Origin of the sequence: Flavobacterium granuli, assembly GCF_900129705.1 — a bacterium.
Classification (GTDB): domain Bacteria; phylum Bacteroidota; class Bacteroidia; order Flavobacteriales; family Flavobacteriaceae; genus Flavobacterium; species Flavobacterium granuli.
Genome location: NZ_FQWO01000002.1, coordinates 77,392 through 96,278 on the forward strand (window position 1 = coordinate 77,392; position 18,887 = coordinate 96,278).

17 protein-coding genes and 1 tRNA gene are annotated in these 18,887 nt (G+C 37.6%); 16 read left to right on the top strand and 2 right to left on the bottom strand.

All coding sequences use genetic code 11. The features are described 5' to 3' along the window. The 13 genes from nuoF (at window position 1) to BUB25_RS03395 (ending at window position 12,918) form a co-directional block, all read left to right on the top strand. Window positions 1–1,368 (top strand): NADH-quinone oxidoreductase subunit NuoF, encoded by a 1,368-nt coding sequence (nuoF, locus tag BUB25_RS03335; RefSeq protein ID WP_072939973.1) that lies wholly within the window; start codon window positions 1–3, stop codon window positions 1,366–1,368. An 87-nt stretch (window positions 1,369–1,455) separates the two neighbouring features. Next, the gene (locus BUB25_RS03340) at window positions 1,456–2,499 is read left to right on the top strand and encodes an NADH-quinone oxidoreductase subunit G (RefSeq protein WP_072939976.1); all 1,044 of its coding nucleotides are present in this window, start codon (window positions 1,456–1,458) and stop codon (window positions 2,497–2,499) included. A gap of 3 nt (window positions 2,500–2,502) precedes the next feature. After that, window positions 2,503–3,555: an NADH-quinone oxidoreductase subunit NuoH gene (gene nuoH, locus BUB25_RS03345; RefSeq protein WP_072939979.1), complete on the top strand. Its 1,053-nt coding sequence runs from the start codon at window positions 2,503–2,505 to the stop codon at window positions 3,553–3,555. Window positions 3,556–3,690: 135 nt separating this feature from the next. Next, a complete protein-coding gene (locus BUB25_RS03350) occupies window positions 3,691–4,236 on the top strand; it encodes a NuoI/complex I 23 kDa subunit family protein (RefSeq protein ID WP_072939982.1) in 546 nt (181 codons plus the stop codon). Next, window positions 4,236–4,748 (top strand): NADH-quinone oxidoreductase subunit J family protein, encoded by a 513-nt coding sequence (locus BUB25_RS03355; protein WP_072939985.1) that lies wholly within the window; start codon window positions 4,236–4,238, stop codon window positions 4,746–4,748. The genes BUB25_RS03350 and BUB25_RS03355 overlap by 1 nt, the downstream gene beginning before the upstream one ends. A gap of 1 nt (window position 4,749) precedes the next feature. Further along, entirely contained in the window at window positions 4,750–5,070 is a 321-nt protein-coding gene (gene nuoK / locus BUB25_RS03360) for an NADH-quinone oxidoreductase subunit NuoK (RefSeq protein WP_072939988.1), read from the top strand. Window positions 5,071–5,076: 6 nt separating this feature from the next. Further along, a complete protein-coding gene (nuoL, locus tag BUB25_RS03365) occupies window positions 5,077–6,960 on the top strand; it encodes an NADH-quinone oxidoreductase subunit L (protein ID WP_072939991.1) in 1,884 nt (627 codons plus the stop codon). Between the two features lie 9 nt (window positions 6,961–6,969). Continuing rightward, on the top strand, window positions 6,970–8,412 hold the full coding sequence (locus tag BUB25_RS03370; RefSeq protein WP_072939993.1) for a complex I subunit 4 family protein: 1,443 nt from the start codon (window positions 6,970–6,972) through the stop codon (window positions 8,410–8,412). 40 nt (window positions 8,413–8,452) lie between these two features. Next, the gene (locus tag BUB25_RS03375) at window positions 8,453–8,770 is read left to right on the top strand and encodes a four helix bundle protein (protein ID WP_072939995.1); all 318 of its coding nucleotides are present in this window, start codon (window positions 8,453–8,455) and stop codon (window positions 8,768–8,770) included. 77 nt (window positions 8,771–8,847) lie between these two features. Then, window positions 8,848–10,218, top strand: a complete 1,371-nt coding sequence (locus BUB25_RS03380; RefSeq protein ID WP_072939997.1) for an NADH-quinone oxidoreductase subunit N — start codon at window positions 8,848–8,850, stop codon at window positions 10,216–10,218. A 177-nt stretch (window positions 10,219–10,395) separates the two neighbouring features. After that, window positions 10,396–11,112, top strand: a complete 717-nt coding sequence (locus BUB25_RS03385) for a DsbA family oxidoreductase (RefSeq protein WP_072939999.1) — start codon at window positions 10,396–10,398, stop codon at window positions 11,110–11,112. A gap of 100 nt (window positions 11,113–11,212) precedes the next feature. Next, complete coding sequence (locus BUB25_RS03390) at window positions 11,213–12,487, top strand: Y-family DNA polymerase (protein WP_072940001.1); 1,275 nt, start codon at window positions 11,213–11,215, stop codon at window positions 12,485–12,487. Beyond that, window positions 12,478–12,918: a LexA family protein gene (locus BUB25_RS03395; protein ID WP_072940004.1), complete on the top strand. Its 441-nt coding sequence runs from the start codon at window positions 12,478–12,480 to the stop codon at window positions 12,916–12,918. Before BUB25_RS03390 ends, BUB25_RS03395 begins: the two co-directional genes overlap by 10 nt. 37 nt (window positions 12,919–12,955) lie before the next feature. Here the strand turns inward: BUB25_RS03395 and BUB25_RS03400 are convergent. After that, window positions 12,956–13,035, bottom strand: a tRNA-Leu gene (locus tag BUB25_RS03400). A 529-nt stretch (window positions 13,036–13,564) separates the two neighbouring features. On the opposite strand from BUB25_RS03400, the gene BUB25_RS03405 reads away from it, so the two are divergent. The 3 genes from BUB25_RS03405 (at window position 13,565) to pth (ending at window position 16,122) form a co-directional block, all read left to right on the top strand. Then, window positions 13,565–14,506 (top strand): ribose-phosphate pyrophosphokinase, encoded by a 942-nt coding sequence (locus BUB25_RS03405; protein ID WP_072940007.1) that lies wholly within the window; start codon window positions 13,565–13,567, stop codon window positions 14,504–14,506. A 42-nt stretch (window positions 14,507–14,548) separates the two neighbouring features. Further along, window positions 14,549–15,160 carry a 50S ribosomal protein L25/general stress protein Ctc gene (locus BUB25_RS03410; RefSeq protein ID WP_072940010.1) on the top strand — a complete coding sequence of 204 codons (612 nt, stop codon included), beginning with the start codon at window positions 14,549–14,551 and terminating at the stop codon, window positions 15,158–15,160. A gap of 287 nt (window positions 15,161–15,447) precedes the next feature. After that, on the top strand, window positions 15,448–16,122 hold the full coding sequence (gene pth / locus BUB25_RS03415; RefSeq protein WP_072940013.1) for an aminoacyl-tRNA hydrolase: 675 nt from the start codon (window positions 15,448–15,450) through the stop codon (window positions 16,120–16,122). 30 nt (window positions 16,123–16,152) lie between these two features. Here the strand turns inward: pth and BUB25_RS03420 are convergent, their stop codons facing one another. Further along, the gene (locus BUB25_RS03420) at window positions 16,153–18,831 is read right to left on the bottom strand and encodes a zinc-dependent metalloprotease (RefSeq protein WP_072940016.1); all 2,679 of its coding nucleotides are present in this window, start codon (window positions 18,829–18,831) and stop codon (window positions 16,153–16,155) included. Window positions 18,832–18,887 lie beyond the last annotated feature (56 nt).

Genomic DNA, 18,887 nt, shown 5'->3' on the forward strand with positions numbered 1-18,887 from the left:
ATGTCAAAAAAAATATTATTAGACAAAATAAACATTCCAGAAATCAAAACCTATGAAGTGTATCGTCAAAACGGCGGTTACGCTTCTGTAGAGAAAGCAATAAAAACAATGTCTCCTGACGAAGTCGTGGAGCAAGTTAAAACATCAGGCCTTCGCGGTCGTGGTGGTGCTGGATTCCCTGCCGGAATGAAATGGAGTTTTATCGATAAAAAATCAGGAAAACCAAGACATTTAGTTTGTAATGCCGACGAATCTGAACCGGGAACATTCAAAGACCGTTATTTGATGGAATTTATTCCTCATCTCTTGATCGAAGGAATGATTACTTCCAGTTTCGCTTTAGGAGCTAACTTATCGTATATCTACATTCGTGGAGAGTACATGTGGGTTTACAAAATTCTGGAAAGAGCCATTGCCGAAGCGAAAGCTGCGGGTTGGTTAGGAAAAAACATATTAGGTTCAGGATACGACTTAGAACTTTATGTTCATTGCGGTGCCGGAGCTTACATCTGTGGTGAAGAGACCGCATTGATTGAATCATTAGAAGGAAAAAGAGGGAATCCTCGCATCAAGCCGCCCTTCCCGGCAGTTTCTGGATTGTGGGCAAATCCAACTGTGGTGAACAATGTGGAAACCATTGCTACCGTGCCATGGATCATCAATAATTCCGGTGATGACTATGCCAAAATTGGTATAGGAAGATCTACTGGAACCAAATTAATTTCGGCTTCAGGACATATCAAAAATCCTGGTGTTTATGAAATTGAATTGGGATTAAGCGTTTACGAATTCATGAATTCTGACGAATATCTTGGCGGAATGAGTTCCGACAGACCTTTGAAAGCTTTAGTGCCCGGAGGTTCATCAGTCCCAATTTTACCTGCTGATTTGATTTATAAAACCGCAAACGGCGAAGATCGTTTGATGACCTACGAATCACTAAGTGATGGCGGATTTGCAACAGGTTCTATGTTGGGCTCAGGAGGTTTTATCGTTTATAATGATACTTCTTGTATTGTACGCAACACTTGGAACTTTGCCCGTTTCTACCACCACGAAAGCTGTGGACAATGTTCCCCTTGTCGTGAAGGAACAGGATGGTTAGAAAAAGTATTATGGCGTATTGAAAACGGTCAAGGACGTGAAGAGGACATTGATTTACTTTGGAGCATTCAAAGTAAAATTGAAGGAAACACAATTTGCCCATTAGGTGACGCGGCTTCATGGCCGGTAGCAGCAGCTATTCGTCACTTTAGAGACGAATTTGAATACCATGTTCGTTTCCCGGAAAAAATAAAAAACAGAGACCATTTTGTTGCCGAGCCTTTTGAAAAAGTAAAGCATTTAGTAACGAAACAAACAGTTTAAATTAGTTTCAAGTTTTAAGTTTTTTTTAGTTACAAGTGTAGCAACCTGAAACTTTAAACTTTTAAACTAAAAAAACAAAAGTAAGAAATGAAAGTAACAATAGACGGTCAAGCGATTGAAGTAGAACCAGGAACGACCATTCTACAAGCAGCACGTATGATAGGCGGGGAATCAGTACCACCTGCTATGTGCTATTATTCTAAACTAAAAGGGAGCGGCGGAAAATGCCGTTGTTGTTTGGTAGAAGTTGCCAAAGGAAGCGATGCCGATCCAAGACCAATGCCAAAATTGATGGCTTCCTGCGTAACAGGCTGCATGGATGGAATGGAAATCAACAGCAAATCTTCGGATAGAGTAAAAGAAGCCAGAGAATCAGTAACTGAGTTTTTATTGATCAATCATCCCCTAGATTGCCCAGTTTGTGATCAAGCGGGAGAATGTGACTTACAGGACTTGAGCTTCGAACACGGAAAGTCAAAAAGCCGTTTTATAGAAGAAAAAAGAACATTTGAGCCTGAAAACATTGGTCCAAATATTCAACTGCACATGAACCGTTGTATCCTTTGTTACCGTTGTGTAATGGTGGCCGACCAATTGACAGACCAACGCGTTCACGGTGTTATGGACAGAGGAGATCATTCGAATATTTCGACCTGTATCTCTAAAGCCATCGACAATGAATTTTCCGGAAATATGATTGATGTATGTCCGGTAGGAGCATTGACCGATAAAACTTTCCGATTCAAATCGAGAGTTTGGTTCAACAAACCGTATAATGCGCACAGAGACTGTGACAAATGTTGCGGTAAAACCACACTTTGGATGTTTGGAGACGAAATACAAAGAGTTACAGGAAGAAAAGATGTCTACCATGAAGTAGAAGAATTCATCTGTAATGGTTGTCGTTTTGACCATAAAGATCCGGCTGACTGGGTTATTGAAGGACCAAGAGAATTTGACAAAGATTCGGTTATCAATCAAAACAATTATACTCAAGAACTAGAAACAGTTCATATCGCTACCGAAGAAGGAATTCTTAAAGGAAGAGAGCAAGACCGCAAGAAAATCAGTATGTCTGCTATTCCATTGGCCAAAGAAGAAGGAGAAGATTTTAAACATGGTAACCTTTAAGAAATGGATAGTACAATCATTATAGAAAAAAGTATCATCATACTAGTTGTTTTTGCCATTACCATGCTTATGGCAATGTACTCTACCCTAGCCGAACGTAAGGTAGCAGCTTGGCTTCAAGATCGTATTGGACCAAACAGAGCAGGAAAAGGCGGTATTTTACAACCACTTGCCGATGGATTAAAATTATTCTCGAAAGAAGAATTTGAACCAAACACGCCCAACCGTTTTTTATTTTTCGTAGGGCCTGCTATCGCTATGAGTACAGCTCTGATGACCAGTGCCGTAATTCCCTGGGGCGATAAATTCCATCTTTTTGGAAGAGATATTATATTACAAGCCACTGACATCGATATTGCCCTATTATACATCATCGGGATATTATCTATAGGCGTTTATGGTATTATGATAGGTGGATGGGCTTCTAACAATAAATTCTCCTTGATGGGAGCAGTACGTGCCGCTTCGCAAATGATATCCTATGAAGTAGCGATGGGATTGTCATTAATAGCCTTATTGATGATGACAGGAACACTAAGCTTAAGAGAGATTTCATTGCAACAATCAGAAATGAACTGGAATGTGTTTTACCAGCCACTGTCTTTCTTGATTTTCCTGATTTGTGCTTTTGCGGAAACAAACAGAACTCCATTTGATTTAGCAGAATGCGAAACGGAATTAATTGGAGGATATCATACAGAATATTCATCAATGAAAATGGGATTCTATTTATTTGCTGAATATGCCAATATGTTTATCTCCTCTGCAATACTTGCTGTTTTATTCTTTGGCGGATATAATTATCCCGGAATGAGCTGGGCAGTGGAAAACTGGGGTGTGAACATTGCCAACATTATAGGAATTGCAGTATTATTTGCAAAAATATGCGGTTTCATTTTCTTTTACATGTGGGTAAGATGGACAATTCCAAGATTTAGATACGACCAATTGATGCATCTAGGATGGAGAATACTAATTCCGTTGTCGATTATCAATATCGTCATTACCGGAATCGTAATTTTAAGAGCCGAAATAGCCAGCTATTTAGGATTTTAATCTCCTTAGAAATTAAGATTATATTCATATAGAAAAGCACTAGCCCTGATAGCAGCGGCATCCTTTTATTTTTTTCTTTAAAAAATAAAAGATAAAGCGGATAGCAGGAATAAGCTACAAATAAAAATTAAAAAAATGTCAATAGAAGCCATATCCTTATCGGGAAGAAAAAAGCTGGTCTCCAATAAAGAGATGACCTTTTGGGAAAGAATGTACCTTGTTGCAATTGTCAAAGGTTTGATGATAACATTAAGACATTTATTCTCCAAAAAGGTGACCATTCAATACCCAGAACAGCAACGTACAATGAGCCCTGTTTACAGAGGACAACACCAGTTAAAAAGGGACGAACAAGGGAGAGAGAACTGTACTGCTTGTGGTTTATGTGCCCTTTCTTGCCCGGCCGAAGCCATTACGATGAAAGCCGCTGAACGCAAACCGGAAGAGAAAATGCTGTACCGTGAGGAAAAATATGCTTCGATTTATGAAATCAATATGTTGCGTTGTATTTTTTGCGGACTCTGTGAAGAAGCTTGTCCAAAAGACGCTATTTATCTGACTACTTCAAAAGTATTGGTTCCGGCTAACTATGATAGAGAAGATTTTATTTTCGGTAAAGACAAATTAGTTATGCCATTGGATATCGCAATGAAAAATGCTCAACTTAAAAACGCTAACTAATGTCAACGATACTTATTATATTTTGTGTTTTAGCTGCCATCACTTTGTCAACAGCATTTTTGACTATATTTAGCAGAAACCCTATTCACAGTGCACTTTATCTGGTGATCTGTTTTTTCTCTATTGCCGGTCATTATTTATTATTGAATTCTCAGTTCCTGGCGATAATGCATCTTATTGTCTATTCAGGAGCGATTATGATTTTATTCTTGTTCACCATCATGTTGATGAATTTAAACAAGGAAAACGAAGTACATAAACCAAGAATTACGCGTCTGGGAGCCATTGTTTCTTTTTGCTTGATTTGTATCGTTTTAATTTTGGTTTTCATCAACTCTAAACCAATTATTGGCGAATATGTTCACACAGGTGAAGATTACCAATCCATAAAAGTTTTGGGTCATGTGCTGTTGAACGAATATATGGTACCTTTTGAATTTGCGTCCATTCTGCTTTTAGTAGCAATGATTGGAGCCGTTCTATTGTCTAAAAAAGAAAAAACAGGGAAATAAAATGAATAATATTTTAAATGAAATAGGCATCGAAAACTACATTTTTCTCTCTACTATACTTTTTTGTATTGGGATCTTTGGAGTTTTATACAGACGAAATGCTATCATTGTATTTATGTCTATCGAAATTATGTTGAATGCGGTCAACCTTTTGTTTGTTGCCTTTTCTACTTATCACCAGGATGCCCAAGGACAAATTTTTGTGTTTTTCTCGATGGCTGTTGCTGCCGCAGAGGTTGCCGTAGGTCTAGCCATTCTAGTTTCGATATTTAGAAATTTAGGTTCGATTGACATCAATAATTTAAAAAACTTAAAAGGATAAACTATAATGGACATGAATTTAGCTTTACTCTTATTATTAGCTCCTTTTTTAGGATTTTTATTTAATATTTTCTTTGGAAAAAACATTGGTAAAACTGCTTCCGGAATAATCGGAACAGGCACTGTAGTGCTTTCATTTGCGCTAAGCATTTTCTTTTTCCTTCAAATAAATCAAAGCCATCAAGCGATTAGCATTCAATTGTTCGATTGGATCCAAATCAGTAATTTCAAGGTAGATTTTGGTTTTCTTTTAGACCAATTATCCATACTTTGGTTGCTTTTTGTCACCGGAATTGGTTCGTTGATACACCTGTACTCCATCAGCTATATGCATGATGATGAAAATATGCATAAGTTTTTCGCTTACTTAAACTTGTTTATCTTCTTCATGATTGCCTTAGTAATTGGAAGTAATCTAGTGGTATTATTCATCGGATGGGAAGGTGTTGGACTTTGTTCTTATCTTCTTATTGGATTCTGGCATAAAAACCAAGATTTCAACGATGCTGCCAAAAAGGCGTTCATCATGAACCGTATTGGTGATTTGGGCTTATTAATAGGGATGTTCATCCTAGGCTCTTTATTCTCTACTTTAGATTATGCTACTTTAAAAACAGCTATCGCTGGAGCAACTGATCTGAACATCTATTGGATTTCTGCTGCGGCCTTTGCTTTGTTCATTGGAGCTTGTGGAAAATCGGCACAAATCCCATTGTACACTTGGTTACCGGATGCGATGGCAGGACCAACGCCGGTTTCGGCATTGATTCACGCTGCAACGATGGTGACGGCTGGTATTTTTATGATTACCCGATTGAATTTCCTTTTTGATTTAGCGCCAGACGTTCAAAATATTATTGCCATTGTTGGTTCGATAACTGCTTTGGTAGCCGCTACAATTGCCTTGGTTCAAACCGATATCAAAAAAGTACTGGCCTACTCTACGGTTTCTCAATTGGGATTAATGTTTTTGGCCTTAGGTTTAGGTGCCTATGAAGTGGCCGTTTTCCACGTTATCACGCATGCTTTCTTCAAAGCTTGTCTTTTCTTAGGTTCGGGTTCTGTGATTCATGCCTTACATGGAGAACAAGACATGCGCAACATGGGCGGATTGAAAAAAGTAATGGGCATCACATTCATCACTTTCTTAATCTCTTCTTTGGCGATTTCAGGAATACCGCCTTTTTCAGGTTTCTTCTCAAAAGACGAAATCTTATTAGTAGCATTCGAACACAACAAAGTACTTTGGTTCATCGCTTCCTTAGCTTCTCTTATGACCGCCTTCTATATGTTTCGTTTATTGTACCTTACTTTCTTCAAAGAATTCAGAGGTACAGCAGAACAGAAAAGTCATTTGCATGAAAGTCCTTCATTGATTACTTTCCCTTTGATTGTTTTGGCCATCTTAGCGACAATTGGCGGATTGATTAGTTTACCGACCAACAGTTGGTTAAATGCTTACCTTGCTCCTTTGTTTACCAAAACAGCAACCGAAGCACATCATTTTGGAACAACAGAATATGCATTGATGGCTGTTGCCGTAATTGGCGGAATTGTGGGAATCGCAATTGCCTATGCAAAATACATCAAACAAAATCAGCTTCCGGCAGAAGATGCTGCTATCAGCGGTTTTGCAAAAGTATTATACAACAAATATTATGTAGATGAAATCTATGATTATCTATTTGTAAAATCAACCAACAGCCTGTCTAGATTCTTTAGAGACCAAGTAGAAACTACTTTGTCATCTCTAGTATTTGGATTAGGAAAAGTAACCAATGAAATAGCGTTTCAAGGTAAAAAATTACAAAGCGGAAGTATCGGTTTTTATCTTTTTGCTTTTGTTTTAGGACTTTGCGCCATTGTAACCTATTTATTTTTAGCTCAATAATTTTATACCATGAACGTATCACTACTATTAATTATACTTCTTGTTGGTGCATTTGCAACTTATCTTGCCGGTGACAAACTGGCTTCAAAAGTGGCTTTATTCTTTGGGTTATCCGCTTTAGGGTGTTCCATCGAATTATTAAACCAGTTTAATGCCGGAGAAAACATTAGTTACCTAAGCCAATGGATTAATCAGCCCAATATAGCATTTGCCTTAAAAGCCGATGGCCTATCTATAGCCATGCTACTATTGACAACTGCTCTGACACCAATCATTATCTTTTCATCCTTTGGAAATGACTATAAAAATGCGAAAGCATTCTACAGCCTCATCTTGTTTATGGCTTTTGCTATGGCAGGAACTTTCCTAGCATCTGATGGGCTTTTATATTACATTTTCTGGGAACTATCATTAATTCCTATTTATTTCATTGCCTTACTTTGGGGTAACGGAGATACTGAAGAACGTAAAAAAGCAGTGGTAAAATTCTTTATTTATACCCTTGCCGGATCATTATTTATGCTGATTGCCTTCGTTTATCTGTACCAACAAGCTGGAAGCTTCTTATTGGAAGATCTTTACAAACTGGATTTATCGGCTACGGAGCAATTATGGATCTTCTTGGCTTTTTTCTTAGCCTATGCGATCAAAATTCCAATCATTCCTTTTCATAGCTGGCAAGCCAAAGTATATCAAAAAGCACCTGCTGCAGGGACAATGTTACTTTCAGGAATCATGCTGAAAATGGGATTGTACAGCGTTATTCGTTGGCAATTGCCTATTTCACCGCTTGCGGCAAAAGAATACATGAATATCTTCATTGGTCTTGGAATTGCTGGAGTTATCTACGGATCAATTGTAGCTTTGAGACAAAAAGACCTGAAAAAATTACTGGCTTATTCCTCATTGGCCCACGTAGGCTTAATTGCAGCCGGAACCTATACACTAACTATTGACGGATTACGAGGCGCCGTTTTACAAATGATTGCACACGGTTTTGTGGTTGTTGGATTGTTCTTCATTGCTGAAATCATTTTTAGAAGATACGAGACCAGAACCATTTCTGAAATGGGTGGAATTCGTTCCCAATCCCCTAAATTTGCTTCAATGTTCTTACTATTAGTATTAGCATCTGTGGGACTGCCTACCACTTTCAACTTTGTTGGGGAATTTACCGTACTGTATAGCCTTTCTCAAATCAACTTATGGTTTGCCCTTTTAGGAGGAACAACCATTATCTTAGGAGCATATTATATGTTGAAAATGTACCAACACGTGATGCTGGGAGAAACTAACAGCAAAGTATTTGCGGATGTTACTGCTAAAGAAGCGATAACATTGGTACTGATTATCGGCGTTATTTTCTTCTTTGGAATGTATCCAAAACCAATTACAGACTTGATCACACCAAGTTTGGAAAATATTTTAACTCATATTAATAGAGTAAATTAAATTTAGGATTAAGGGATTTACGAATTAGGATTACTATGCTATGACCAAGGAAGAACTTAAGAAACGTAACAAAGCAGTTGATGTAGTTTCTTATCAACTTTTTAAATCCTCTTCTTCAGTTGCAGCAAACTACAGATCCGTTTGCAGAGGAAAATCAGATGCTGATTTTCTAAATAAATTGAAAATTGTAGATGAAGAAGCTGATGAAAGTTTATTTTGGTTAGAATTTATTAAAGGTTTAGAAATTGAATGTGATAAAGTCCGGCTTGAAAAATTAATACAAGAAGCAAACGAATTGGTTTCCATTTTTTCGGCAGGAATAAAAACGATAAAAGAAAAAAATAACATAAAAAACTAAGGTTAGGAATAATAGAATCAGGTAATAAACAGGTATTAAATCCTAAATTCTAAAATCCCAAATCAAAAAATCAAAATATGAATACATTAATAGCTATAATAGGATTAGGTGTTTTATGCCTTTTATTTGAAATTTTCGAATGGAGAAAAGCGATTATTCCCGTAACCGTTATTGGACTATTGGCTGTCCTTGGATTAAATATATCCGAATTTAACTCTCCTGAAGCCTACTACAACAATATGATGATTGTGAGTAAATTTTCTACGGCATTCTCAGCTTTGTTTATAATCCTTACCCTTTTCTTGGTAATCTTAAGTCATAAATTTTACGAAAATCAACCGGGAAAACTATCGGATTTCATTGCCATAAAAATATTCTTGCTTGCAGGAGCGGTTGCCATGGTTTCTTTTGGCAACTTGGCCATGTTCTTTTTAGGGATCGAAATTTTATCGATTGCCTTATACGTTTTGGCATCAAGCAGCAGACAGAGTGTAAAAAGTAACGAAGCGGGACTAAAGTATTTCTTAATGGGATCTTTCGCCTCTGGTATCATCCTGTTTGGCATCTGTTTGATCTACGGTGCTATGGGAAGTTTTGATGTTATTGAAATCAGCGAATTATCCCGTTCTGCCGAATTGCCGATTTGGTTTCCTATTGGGATTATTTTGGTTGCTATCGGTATGTTTTTCAAAATTGCCGCTGTTCCTTTCCATTTCTGGGCTCCGGATGTTTATGAAGGTTCTCCTACATTGACCACTGCCCTAATGAGTACTTTGGCAAAGGTGGTCGCTATTGCTACTCTATTCAAACTGTTGAACGTGATGAATGCCGATCTTTCGCCTTCTTTCCAATTAGTGATTGTTATTATCTCTATGGCTTCAATGACCGTAGGAAATATTATGGCATTACGACAAGTAAACGTAAAACGTATCTTAGCTTTCTCTGGAATTTCTCATGCCGGTTTCATGTTAATGACCCTGCTAAGCACTACAAACGCAGCCGGAACCTTATTATATTATACCTCTGCTTATGCCTTGGCGGGAATCGCTGCTTTTAGCGTAATCCTATATGTTTGTAAACACAACGAAAACGAAGATATCACCAATTTCCACGGATTAGGAAAAACCAATCCCTTATTAGCCGCTATTCTAACAGCATCATTATTGTCTATGGCTGGAATTCCAATATTTTCCGGATTCTTTGCCAAACTGTTTTTATTCAATCAGACCATTCAGGCCGGTTATATCGCCTTAGTGATAGTTGCCGTAGTCAATTCGATTATAAGCGTAGGTTACTACTTCAAATTGATCCTGGCGATGTATACTAAGGAAGCCAACGAAGAAAGAACAGCGACTCCAATTACGATTTATGCCGTTGCCGTTATAGCAATTGTATTGAATATTGCCTTAGGATTGTTCCCTTCCTACGTTTTGGATTTATTGGCATAAAGAACACACTTTATCTATCCCACAAAACCATCAAAAGCAATTTTGATGGTTTTTTTTATCCCTGCCATTTAAAATTAAAAACCAATTTCCCAATAAAAACAAAAAATACATTTGGTTCCAAAAGCTTTTTAGTACATTTGTATATACAAATGAAATTGGCTCTAAAATAAATCAAGGATGGAAAACAAATTAAAAATACAAATCTGGTCGGACATCATGTGTCCGTATTGCTATATTGGAAAAAGAAGAATCGAAGCGGCTCTAGAGCAATTCAAACATAAAAATGCTGTAGAAATAGAATGGAAAAGCTTTCAGCTTGACGCAAATTTTGTAGCTTCGGAAGGAGATAATTTAACCGAACATCTGGCAGAAAAATACGGAAAAGATAAAAAATGGGCTCAAGAAATGATGGATAACATGACCCAAAACGCTAAAAATGCAGGATTGGATTTCCATTTTGAAAAAGCCGTCATGGCCAATTCATTTGATGCCCATCGCTTATTGCATTTGGCCAAGAAATTCCAACTAGGCAACGAACTAAAAGAACTATTGTTTAAAGCGTACTTAACCGATGGTAAAAACATAGGCGATTTAGCAACCCTAAAAGAATTGGGAATTCAAGCCGGCCTTGATGCCGCAGCAATTGATGACGTATTACAATCGGATGCTTATGCGACAAACGTAAAACAAGATATCGAAATGGCTCAGAACATAGGTGTTCAGGGTGTACCATTTTTTGTTTTAGATAACAAATATGCGATTTCCGGTGCACAACATGTTGATACTTTTGTTCAAACAATTGAAAAAGTATGGCAAGAAGGGCAGTTTGATTCCAAAATAACGGTAATTAACACTCCTTCCGAAGGAAGCTGTGATATTAATGGTTGCAATTAACGCCATCCTCCCCCCCAGCTCTAAAAAACAAGATATAACTAATCACAAAAATTAACCACCTTTTCAGGAAGCATAAAACCATAATGACTAATTTTGCCCTATGTATGCTTTAGTCGATTGTAACAATTTTTATGCTTCCTGCGAACGTGTTTTCCAACCGGAATTCAACGGGAAACCGCTTGCCATATTATCAAATAATGACGGCTGCGTAATTTCCCGAAGCAATGAGGCCAAAGCCCTTGGGGTTCCAATGGGTGCGCCAGCATTTCAGATTAAGGATTTAGTCCGGGAGAAAAACATTAAATTATTCTCATCCAATTATCCGCTTTATGGAGACCTGAGCCACCGTGTCATGTCTATACTGGGACAGTTCACCCCTAACATCGAAATCTATAGCATCGATGAAGCCTTCTTGAACTTTGACGGAATGACAATTCCAGATTTTCATGACTATGGGATTCAAATGAAAAAAAGAATACAAAAATGGTTAGGACTTCCCGTATCAATAGGCTTCGCTGAAACCAAAGCTTTATCAAAAGTAGCCAATAAAATCGCAAAAAAATTCCAAGACAGAACCCAAAGTGTCTATGTAATTGATACCGATGAAAAACGAATCAAGGCCTTAAAATGGACAAAAATTGAAGACGTTTGGGGCATCGGATACCGAACAACCAAGAAAGCCAAACTAAGAAACATCAAAACGGCTTTCGATTTTATTCAGCCACAACATGAATCTTGGATCAAGAAAGAAATGGGAGTAATTGGACTGCGTCTAAAATATGAGCTCGAAGGAAAATCAGTACTGGATTTAGAACCCATAGCAGATCAAAAGAAAAGCATAGCCGTTACCCGAAGTTTTCCAAAACAAATCTCTGATTTTGACCTATTGCGAGAACGTGTAACTACATTTGCTTCGGTATCCGCAGAAAAATTAAGAAAACAAAAATCTTGTTGCCACACTATAATTGTGATGTTGCTTATTGACAAACACAGTGTTCAAACATCAAAATATTATTTCAATATGGCAGTAACCTTGCCTTATGCGACAAATTCCAGTTTGACCATTTCAAATGCAGCTATTGACTTATTAAAAAAGCTACATAAAGGAAACGAACATTTGAAATTCAAAAAAGCAGGAGTCATCGTAACGGCACTTATCGATGAAAACCAAAAACAATTTCAATTATTTGAGGATGAAAATCCAAAACATTTGGCCCTAATGAAAGTAATAGACAAACTCAATAAGAAAATTGGATATACTCAGATAAAACTCGCAACCCAAAATTTAGGCCTGACCTGGAATATGAACCAAAACCATTTATCCCCAAAATACACTACTAATTTTAAAGAGATTCTTGAAATACGATGTCAATAAAAAACGAACAAAAACTCCAGTTTTTCCATCCCGAATATGAGAGTGAATTAAGAATTCCTTTCATTGCAGACGGCGTTTCGGCAGGTTTTCCTTCCCCCGCAACCGATTTTATGGAAACCAACATCGACTTAAATAAAGAATTAAGTGAAAATCCATTGGCTACTTTTTACATCAGAGTCAAAGGCAATTCGATGATTGATGCAGGCATCAACGATAAAGACGTTCTGATTGTAGATCGAAGCCTGGAACCGCAAAACAATAAAATCGCCATCTGTTTCATCGACGGAGAATTTACCGTAAAGCGAATCCAACTCGAAAAAGACTGCCTCTATCTGATGCCTGAAAATTCCAATTACACACCAATAAAAGTAACAGAAGAAAATCAATTAATTATCTGGGGAATTGTAACCTATGTAATTAAAAAAGTATAAAATAAAAAAAGCCTCTTCGAAAGAAGAGGCTTTTAAGTACCCGGAGCCGGAGTCGAACCGGCACGGTTTCCCACAGGTGTTTGAGACCAGCGCGTCTACCAATTCCGCCATCCGGGCTTAGCAGACAAGAATAATAAACAATTATTCTAACGCAATAAAGAGATATTTAGTGGTAGCTAAACATCTTTTCCTTTAACACGGTGCAAATGTAAAAAATAAATTTAGAAATCCACCCAAAAATATCTATTTTTTTAATGCCGAACCCAAACCATTTTCAGCCCCTAATAAATGCAACAAATTAACTCCTTACAAAACAATAATTTAAATTAAAATCAGCATTGAAAAAAAACACTAAAACCACAAACCTCAACAGCACAAAACCACTATTAAGCCAACCTATCAATCAAAACCACACCATTCGATATCAAATTCAACAAACAACTCCATTTTATCATCCTTAAGAGGCTTCAAATCTGAAAATACTTAATTTTTTCCTTTCAGAGTTAAATAAATTTTCTAAATTTGCACCTCGTTAAAAACACAACACACAACTAACTACACCCGAGGCGTATACACATATTTAGCTAACACAAATTACAAAGCAGAATTGTATTAAGCGCAGCGGAATAAAAAACAACAAATTACAATGTCACATCTAGAACCGGAAGCTAAAATTTTTGCTTGTTCACAAAGTGTCTATCTAGCCGAAAAAATCGCAAAAGAATACGGAATTCCATTAGGAAAAGTTACCATGTCTAAATACAGCGATGGCGAATTTCAACCTTCTTATGAAGAGTCTATCAGAGGATTGAGAGTTTTTATCGTTTGTTCAACTTTTCCAAATGCAGACAATTTGATGGAATTGTTACTTATGATAGATGCTGCAAAAAGAGCTTCTGCAAGACACATTACAGCAGTAATACCTTACTTTGGCTGGGCAAGACAAGATAGAAAAGACAAACCTAGAGTTCCGATAGGAGCAAAATTAGTGGCTAATTTATTAGATGCTGCTGGCGCAACAAGAGTAATGACAATGGATCTGCATGCAGACCAAATTCAAGGATTTTTCGAGAAACCGGTAGACCATCTTTTTGCATCCACTATCTTTTTACCTTATGTAAAAAGTTTAGGTTTAGATAATTTGACGATTGCATCTCCTGACATGGGAGGATCAAAAAGAGCCTATGCCTATTCTAAATTTTTAGAATCTGACGTGGTTATCTGCTACAAACAAAGAAAAGAAGCCAATATCATCGACACCATGGAATTGATTGGTGAAGTAAAAGGCCGAAATGTAATTCTAGTAGATGATATGATTGATACCGGAGGCACCTTGGCAAAAGCCGCCGATTTAATGCTCGAAAAAGGAGCATTGAGCGTAAGAGCCATCTGTACTCACGCCATTTTATCAGGAAGCGCCTACGAAAAAATTGAGAATTCGAAATTAACAGAACTAATCGTTACCGATTCTATTCCGTTAAAAAGAGAATCAAACAAAATAAGAGTGTTGAGTTGTGCCCCTCTTTTTGCCGAAGTAATGCACATGGTACATCATAACAACTCCATCAGCGGGAAGTTCATCATGTAATCACAAACAAGTAGAATATTTAATAACTATATAATTTTTACAATGAAATCGATTACAATTAAAGGATCAGAAAGAGAAAGCGTGGGCAAAGTAGCTACTAAAGCCTTACGTAATGCTGGAGCGGTTCCTTGCGTGTTATACGGAGGAGATCAACCAGTACATTTCTCAGCAGAAGAAAAAGCATTCAAAAGCTTGGTTTACACTCCAAACGCTCACACTGTTGTGATCGACCTTGGCAACGGAAAATCATTTAATGCCGTTTTACAAGACATTCAGGTTCACCCTGTGTCTGACAAGATTTTACATATTGACTTCTTTCAAATTTTTGAAGACAAAGAAATCACTATGGAAGTTCCTGTAAAAATCGTTGGTAAATCCAAAGGAGTTATGGCCGGTGGAGATTTACGTCTAAACAACCGTAAACTTAAAGTAAGAGCTTTACCAGCAAATCTTCCAGATTTCGTTGAAGCTGACATTACTCCACTTGACATGGGCAACAAATTATACGTTACTAAAGTGCCATCTGAAAACTTCAAAATCATGCACCCTGACAATACAGTAATTTGTCAAGTGAAGATTTCACGTGCTGCTATGAAAGCGGCTCAAGAAGCAGCAAAAGCAGCAAAAGCACCTGCAAAAGGAAAGAAAAAATAATTTTTTTTCAAGCATACTTAAAAGCATCAGTTGTAAAACTGGTGCTTTTTTTTTGAACCATTGCGAAAAACAAAACAATCTGGAGCGAAACACAAGGCCTTCCCAGCCGGCAATTTTCCCGCTGTACACTTCAATCTTTTATTTTTTTCTGAAACAAATTCAGAAAAAAATAAAAGGATTTCCGCTTCCATCGGGGCTACTTAGATTTTATGGTCTTGTTCTTGTCATTAATCTAAAAATACACCAATCCTATAGCCCAATAATCGAATAAAGCCTATTTTTGCAGCATGATAAAATGGATATCCAATATATTCTCATCAACGAAGAAAGAAGACCATACAGATTCTATGAAACCGGAGGTTCACGAACACCAAAAAAACAATATAGAAAGCGTGAGTAATAAATTTTTAATAGTAGGACTGGGCAACATCGGTGCCGAATACGTAAACACCAGACACAACATCGGCTTTAAAATAGTAGATCATCTTGCCAAAAAAGAAGGAACTCAATTTGAAACGGCGAAACTAGGCTCATTAGCCCAATTCAAATTCAAAGGAAGAACTTTTCTTCTTTTAAAACCCAATACCTACATGAATTTAAGCGGAAAAGCAGTACAATACTGGATGGACAAAAAAAACATTCCTTTGGAAAATTTATTTGTCATTACCGATGATTTAAACCTGCCATTCGGAACCATCCGCATCAAACCAAAAGGAAGCGACGGAGGACACAACGGTCTAAAAAACATCAACCTGATCCTCAACACCAATCAATATACCCGATTCCGTTTTGGCATCAGCGATGAATTCAAAAAAGGAAAACAGGTAGATTATGTATTGGGAGATTGGGACGACAATGAAAAAACAGCGCTACCGGAACGCTTAGAAATAGCTTCCGAAATCATAAAATCTTTCGGAACTGCGGGTCTCGAAAACACCATGACCGCATACAACGGCAAATAAAAAAGGAAGCCTAAGGCTTCCTTTTTTATTTTACTCTATTATTATTTTCTTTACCTCTCTTCTATCCCCATCAACAACGGTCAATAAATAAATCCCAGATCCTAATTGTGGCAACTGAATGTTTTCATTGAAATTAAATTTACTCTCAAATTCTCTTTTAAACAATTCCTTCCCCAACAAACTGTGAACCATGACTTTTACACCATTCGTATTCTTACTCATAAATTGCACCGTAATGTTGCCATCACTTGGATTAGGATAAGACACTATTGGTGAAAACTCGAAATCTGGCGCTATTAAAGTATAATTTTTGGTACAAATCGTTATTGCAGCCGAGTCTAAGGTTCCTGTATCCTCAAGATAGCGGTCACGCACTCTAAACACCCATTCTCCTTGAGGATTTTGACCATTAAAAACAGCCAAAGACTCATAAGGAGCAACCTTTTGAGCTACTGTAGACCCACAGTCAAGAGCATCACCCAAATCATCATAGTTCAACAACAAACTGCCATTTGTATTTCCGCAACTTTCATCAAACAACTTCACAGTAATCCCTTGAGGATTCACAACATCTATTTTCACATCCGACATATAAGAATGTGTAAAACCTACAGACAAATTCACATCTACAATTGTTCCTGTTGTAGCAGGTACACTAATTTTTCTCGTTGTATAAGTCGCAGATTCGGGTATAGCAAAAGGAGTTGGAGCAAATGTATAAGTCTCACAAGAGGAAACAACCGCATACCCAATTGCAAAAGCCTTACTATTTATCGCATAATAGATATTCGCTGTTGGCTCTATTAAAATTCGACAGTCTTTTGCGGTAATATTTGGAATCACAATAAGCTCTGAACCATCATTTGGAGTATTTGCCGCCAAAATTGTCGGAAACGTCAAACCTCCGTCTGTAGAAAGTTTAATGTTGACGTTAGCCGATCCCGGCAAAGTATTAGAACCGTTTACACTCCAACTGATTGTTGTCTTTTCACCCTGAAACCAACTTATATCTTCGGTATTTTGCGATGTTATCGCAAATGGACCCGCTGCTCCGCTTACATTTACGATCATCGATGCGGAATTCGTTTGAGCCGTGCCAAGAGGAGCATTGTCCCTTGCCGTCAAGCTAAAATGAAGCGTTCTTGCAATAGACGAAACCGACTCCCAAGTGGTGCTCAACCTACCCGAAAGTACCGTGCTAAGCGCCGGCATATAACGGATAGGAGAACTGGTCGGTTTCATAGATCTAAAAAGAGGCCCGTCAGGCTTAGTAGGAAATGCGATACTACTTGAACCACTTTGAGTTTTCGCGTCGTCATTTTGCTCCCAGCAATAAGTGAGCACATCTCCATCAGGATCAAGCCCAGAACCCTTTAACACAAAAGCAGTTCCCTTTGGAATCGTCCAATCGGGACCAGCATTTACAACAGGAGGATTATTACTTAAAGTAACTGATTTAGGACAAACTTTTGAAGCAAGATTATTTTGTATTTGTAAAATACTGACATAGGCAAAATAATCATCCGAATAGTTTTGAATATTATTATCGGCAATTCCAGCATATCCCATAATCGTAGAACCGCTTCCCGGCTCCACATTTACTCCAGTACCCTCAATATCTTCAGAAAAAGTATGGCTTGCTCCCAATTGATGCCCCATTTCATGAGCGACAAAATCTATATCAAAAGCATCCCCCATAGGACGTCCATCAGAAGGAGAAGTATAAGCACTTCCCTTGGCAAAAGAATCGTCAACCGTAGGATCTACACAAACACAGCCAATACAGCCCGCGTTACCTCCCCCACCTGAAGCACCAAACAAATGTCCTATATCATAATTCCCATTTCCTATCACATTACTTAGAGTATGCTGCAATTCGAGACTCCAGCTACCATCTACTCCCGTACTAGCATCAGAATAAGGATCTGTAGCAGCATTTGTATAAACAATAAGATTATTGTTGGCAATTATCTGTAATTTCAGCGCCAAATCTCTATTAAAAACCCCGTTAACCCTTGTCATAGTAGCATTCATGGCCGCCAAAGCTCCAGCGATCGTGCCACCGTGATACGCCGCATACTCTCCTGTGCAAGATAAAGCCAATCGCAGGGTTTTAAAAACCTTCTCATTGGCCGAAATTTTGCTTGTCTTCTTCAACAGCTGCTTATTAATCGCAACATCCTCCGTCTTACAAGAAAAGGGAAGATTCGCAGTATTTCTGCTTCCGGAATTAAAAAGTACATAGACGCCTTTATCACTTGATGAAGCCTCTATAAATTCTGATGCGCTATCAGCTCTAAGCACCATCGTTTGAATTCCATCGGGTGACAAACTAAAATTCAAGGAAGCCGTGGGATCGGTAATTCCTATTCCGGTATAAGACTTTATATCTGGGAATTTGGCCTGTAATTCGGGATCAAAATTGGAAGATTCCCAAACTGAAAACTCCTCAAAAACACCATTAATATTAGGGATTTTAATACGTTTTAATTGTTTTCTATCCGTACTGCTTGGCAAGAAACTCAAAGATTGCCTCAGTATTGTTTCATCCAATTGAAAAAACAACTTTTTTTCGGGACCGGAATTCAATCCATTTCCCTGAAAATCCAGATTCATATCCCGATTAACTCGCTTCCAAGGGGATTCTTTTTGGGCATAAACCACCGAGCCGAAGAAAATAACAAACAGCCAAAGTATAATTTTTTTCATATCTTGAAAATATAAACTCAAAAATAAACCATTTTTATCTAATTCGAGTATTCCTT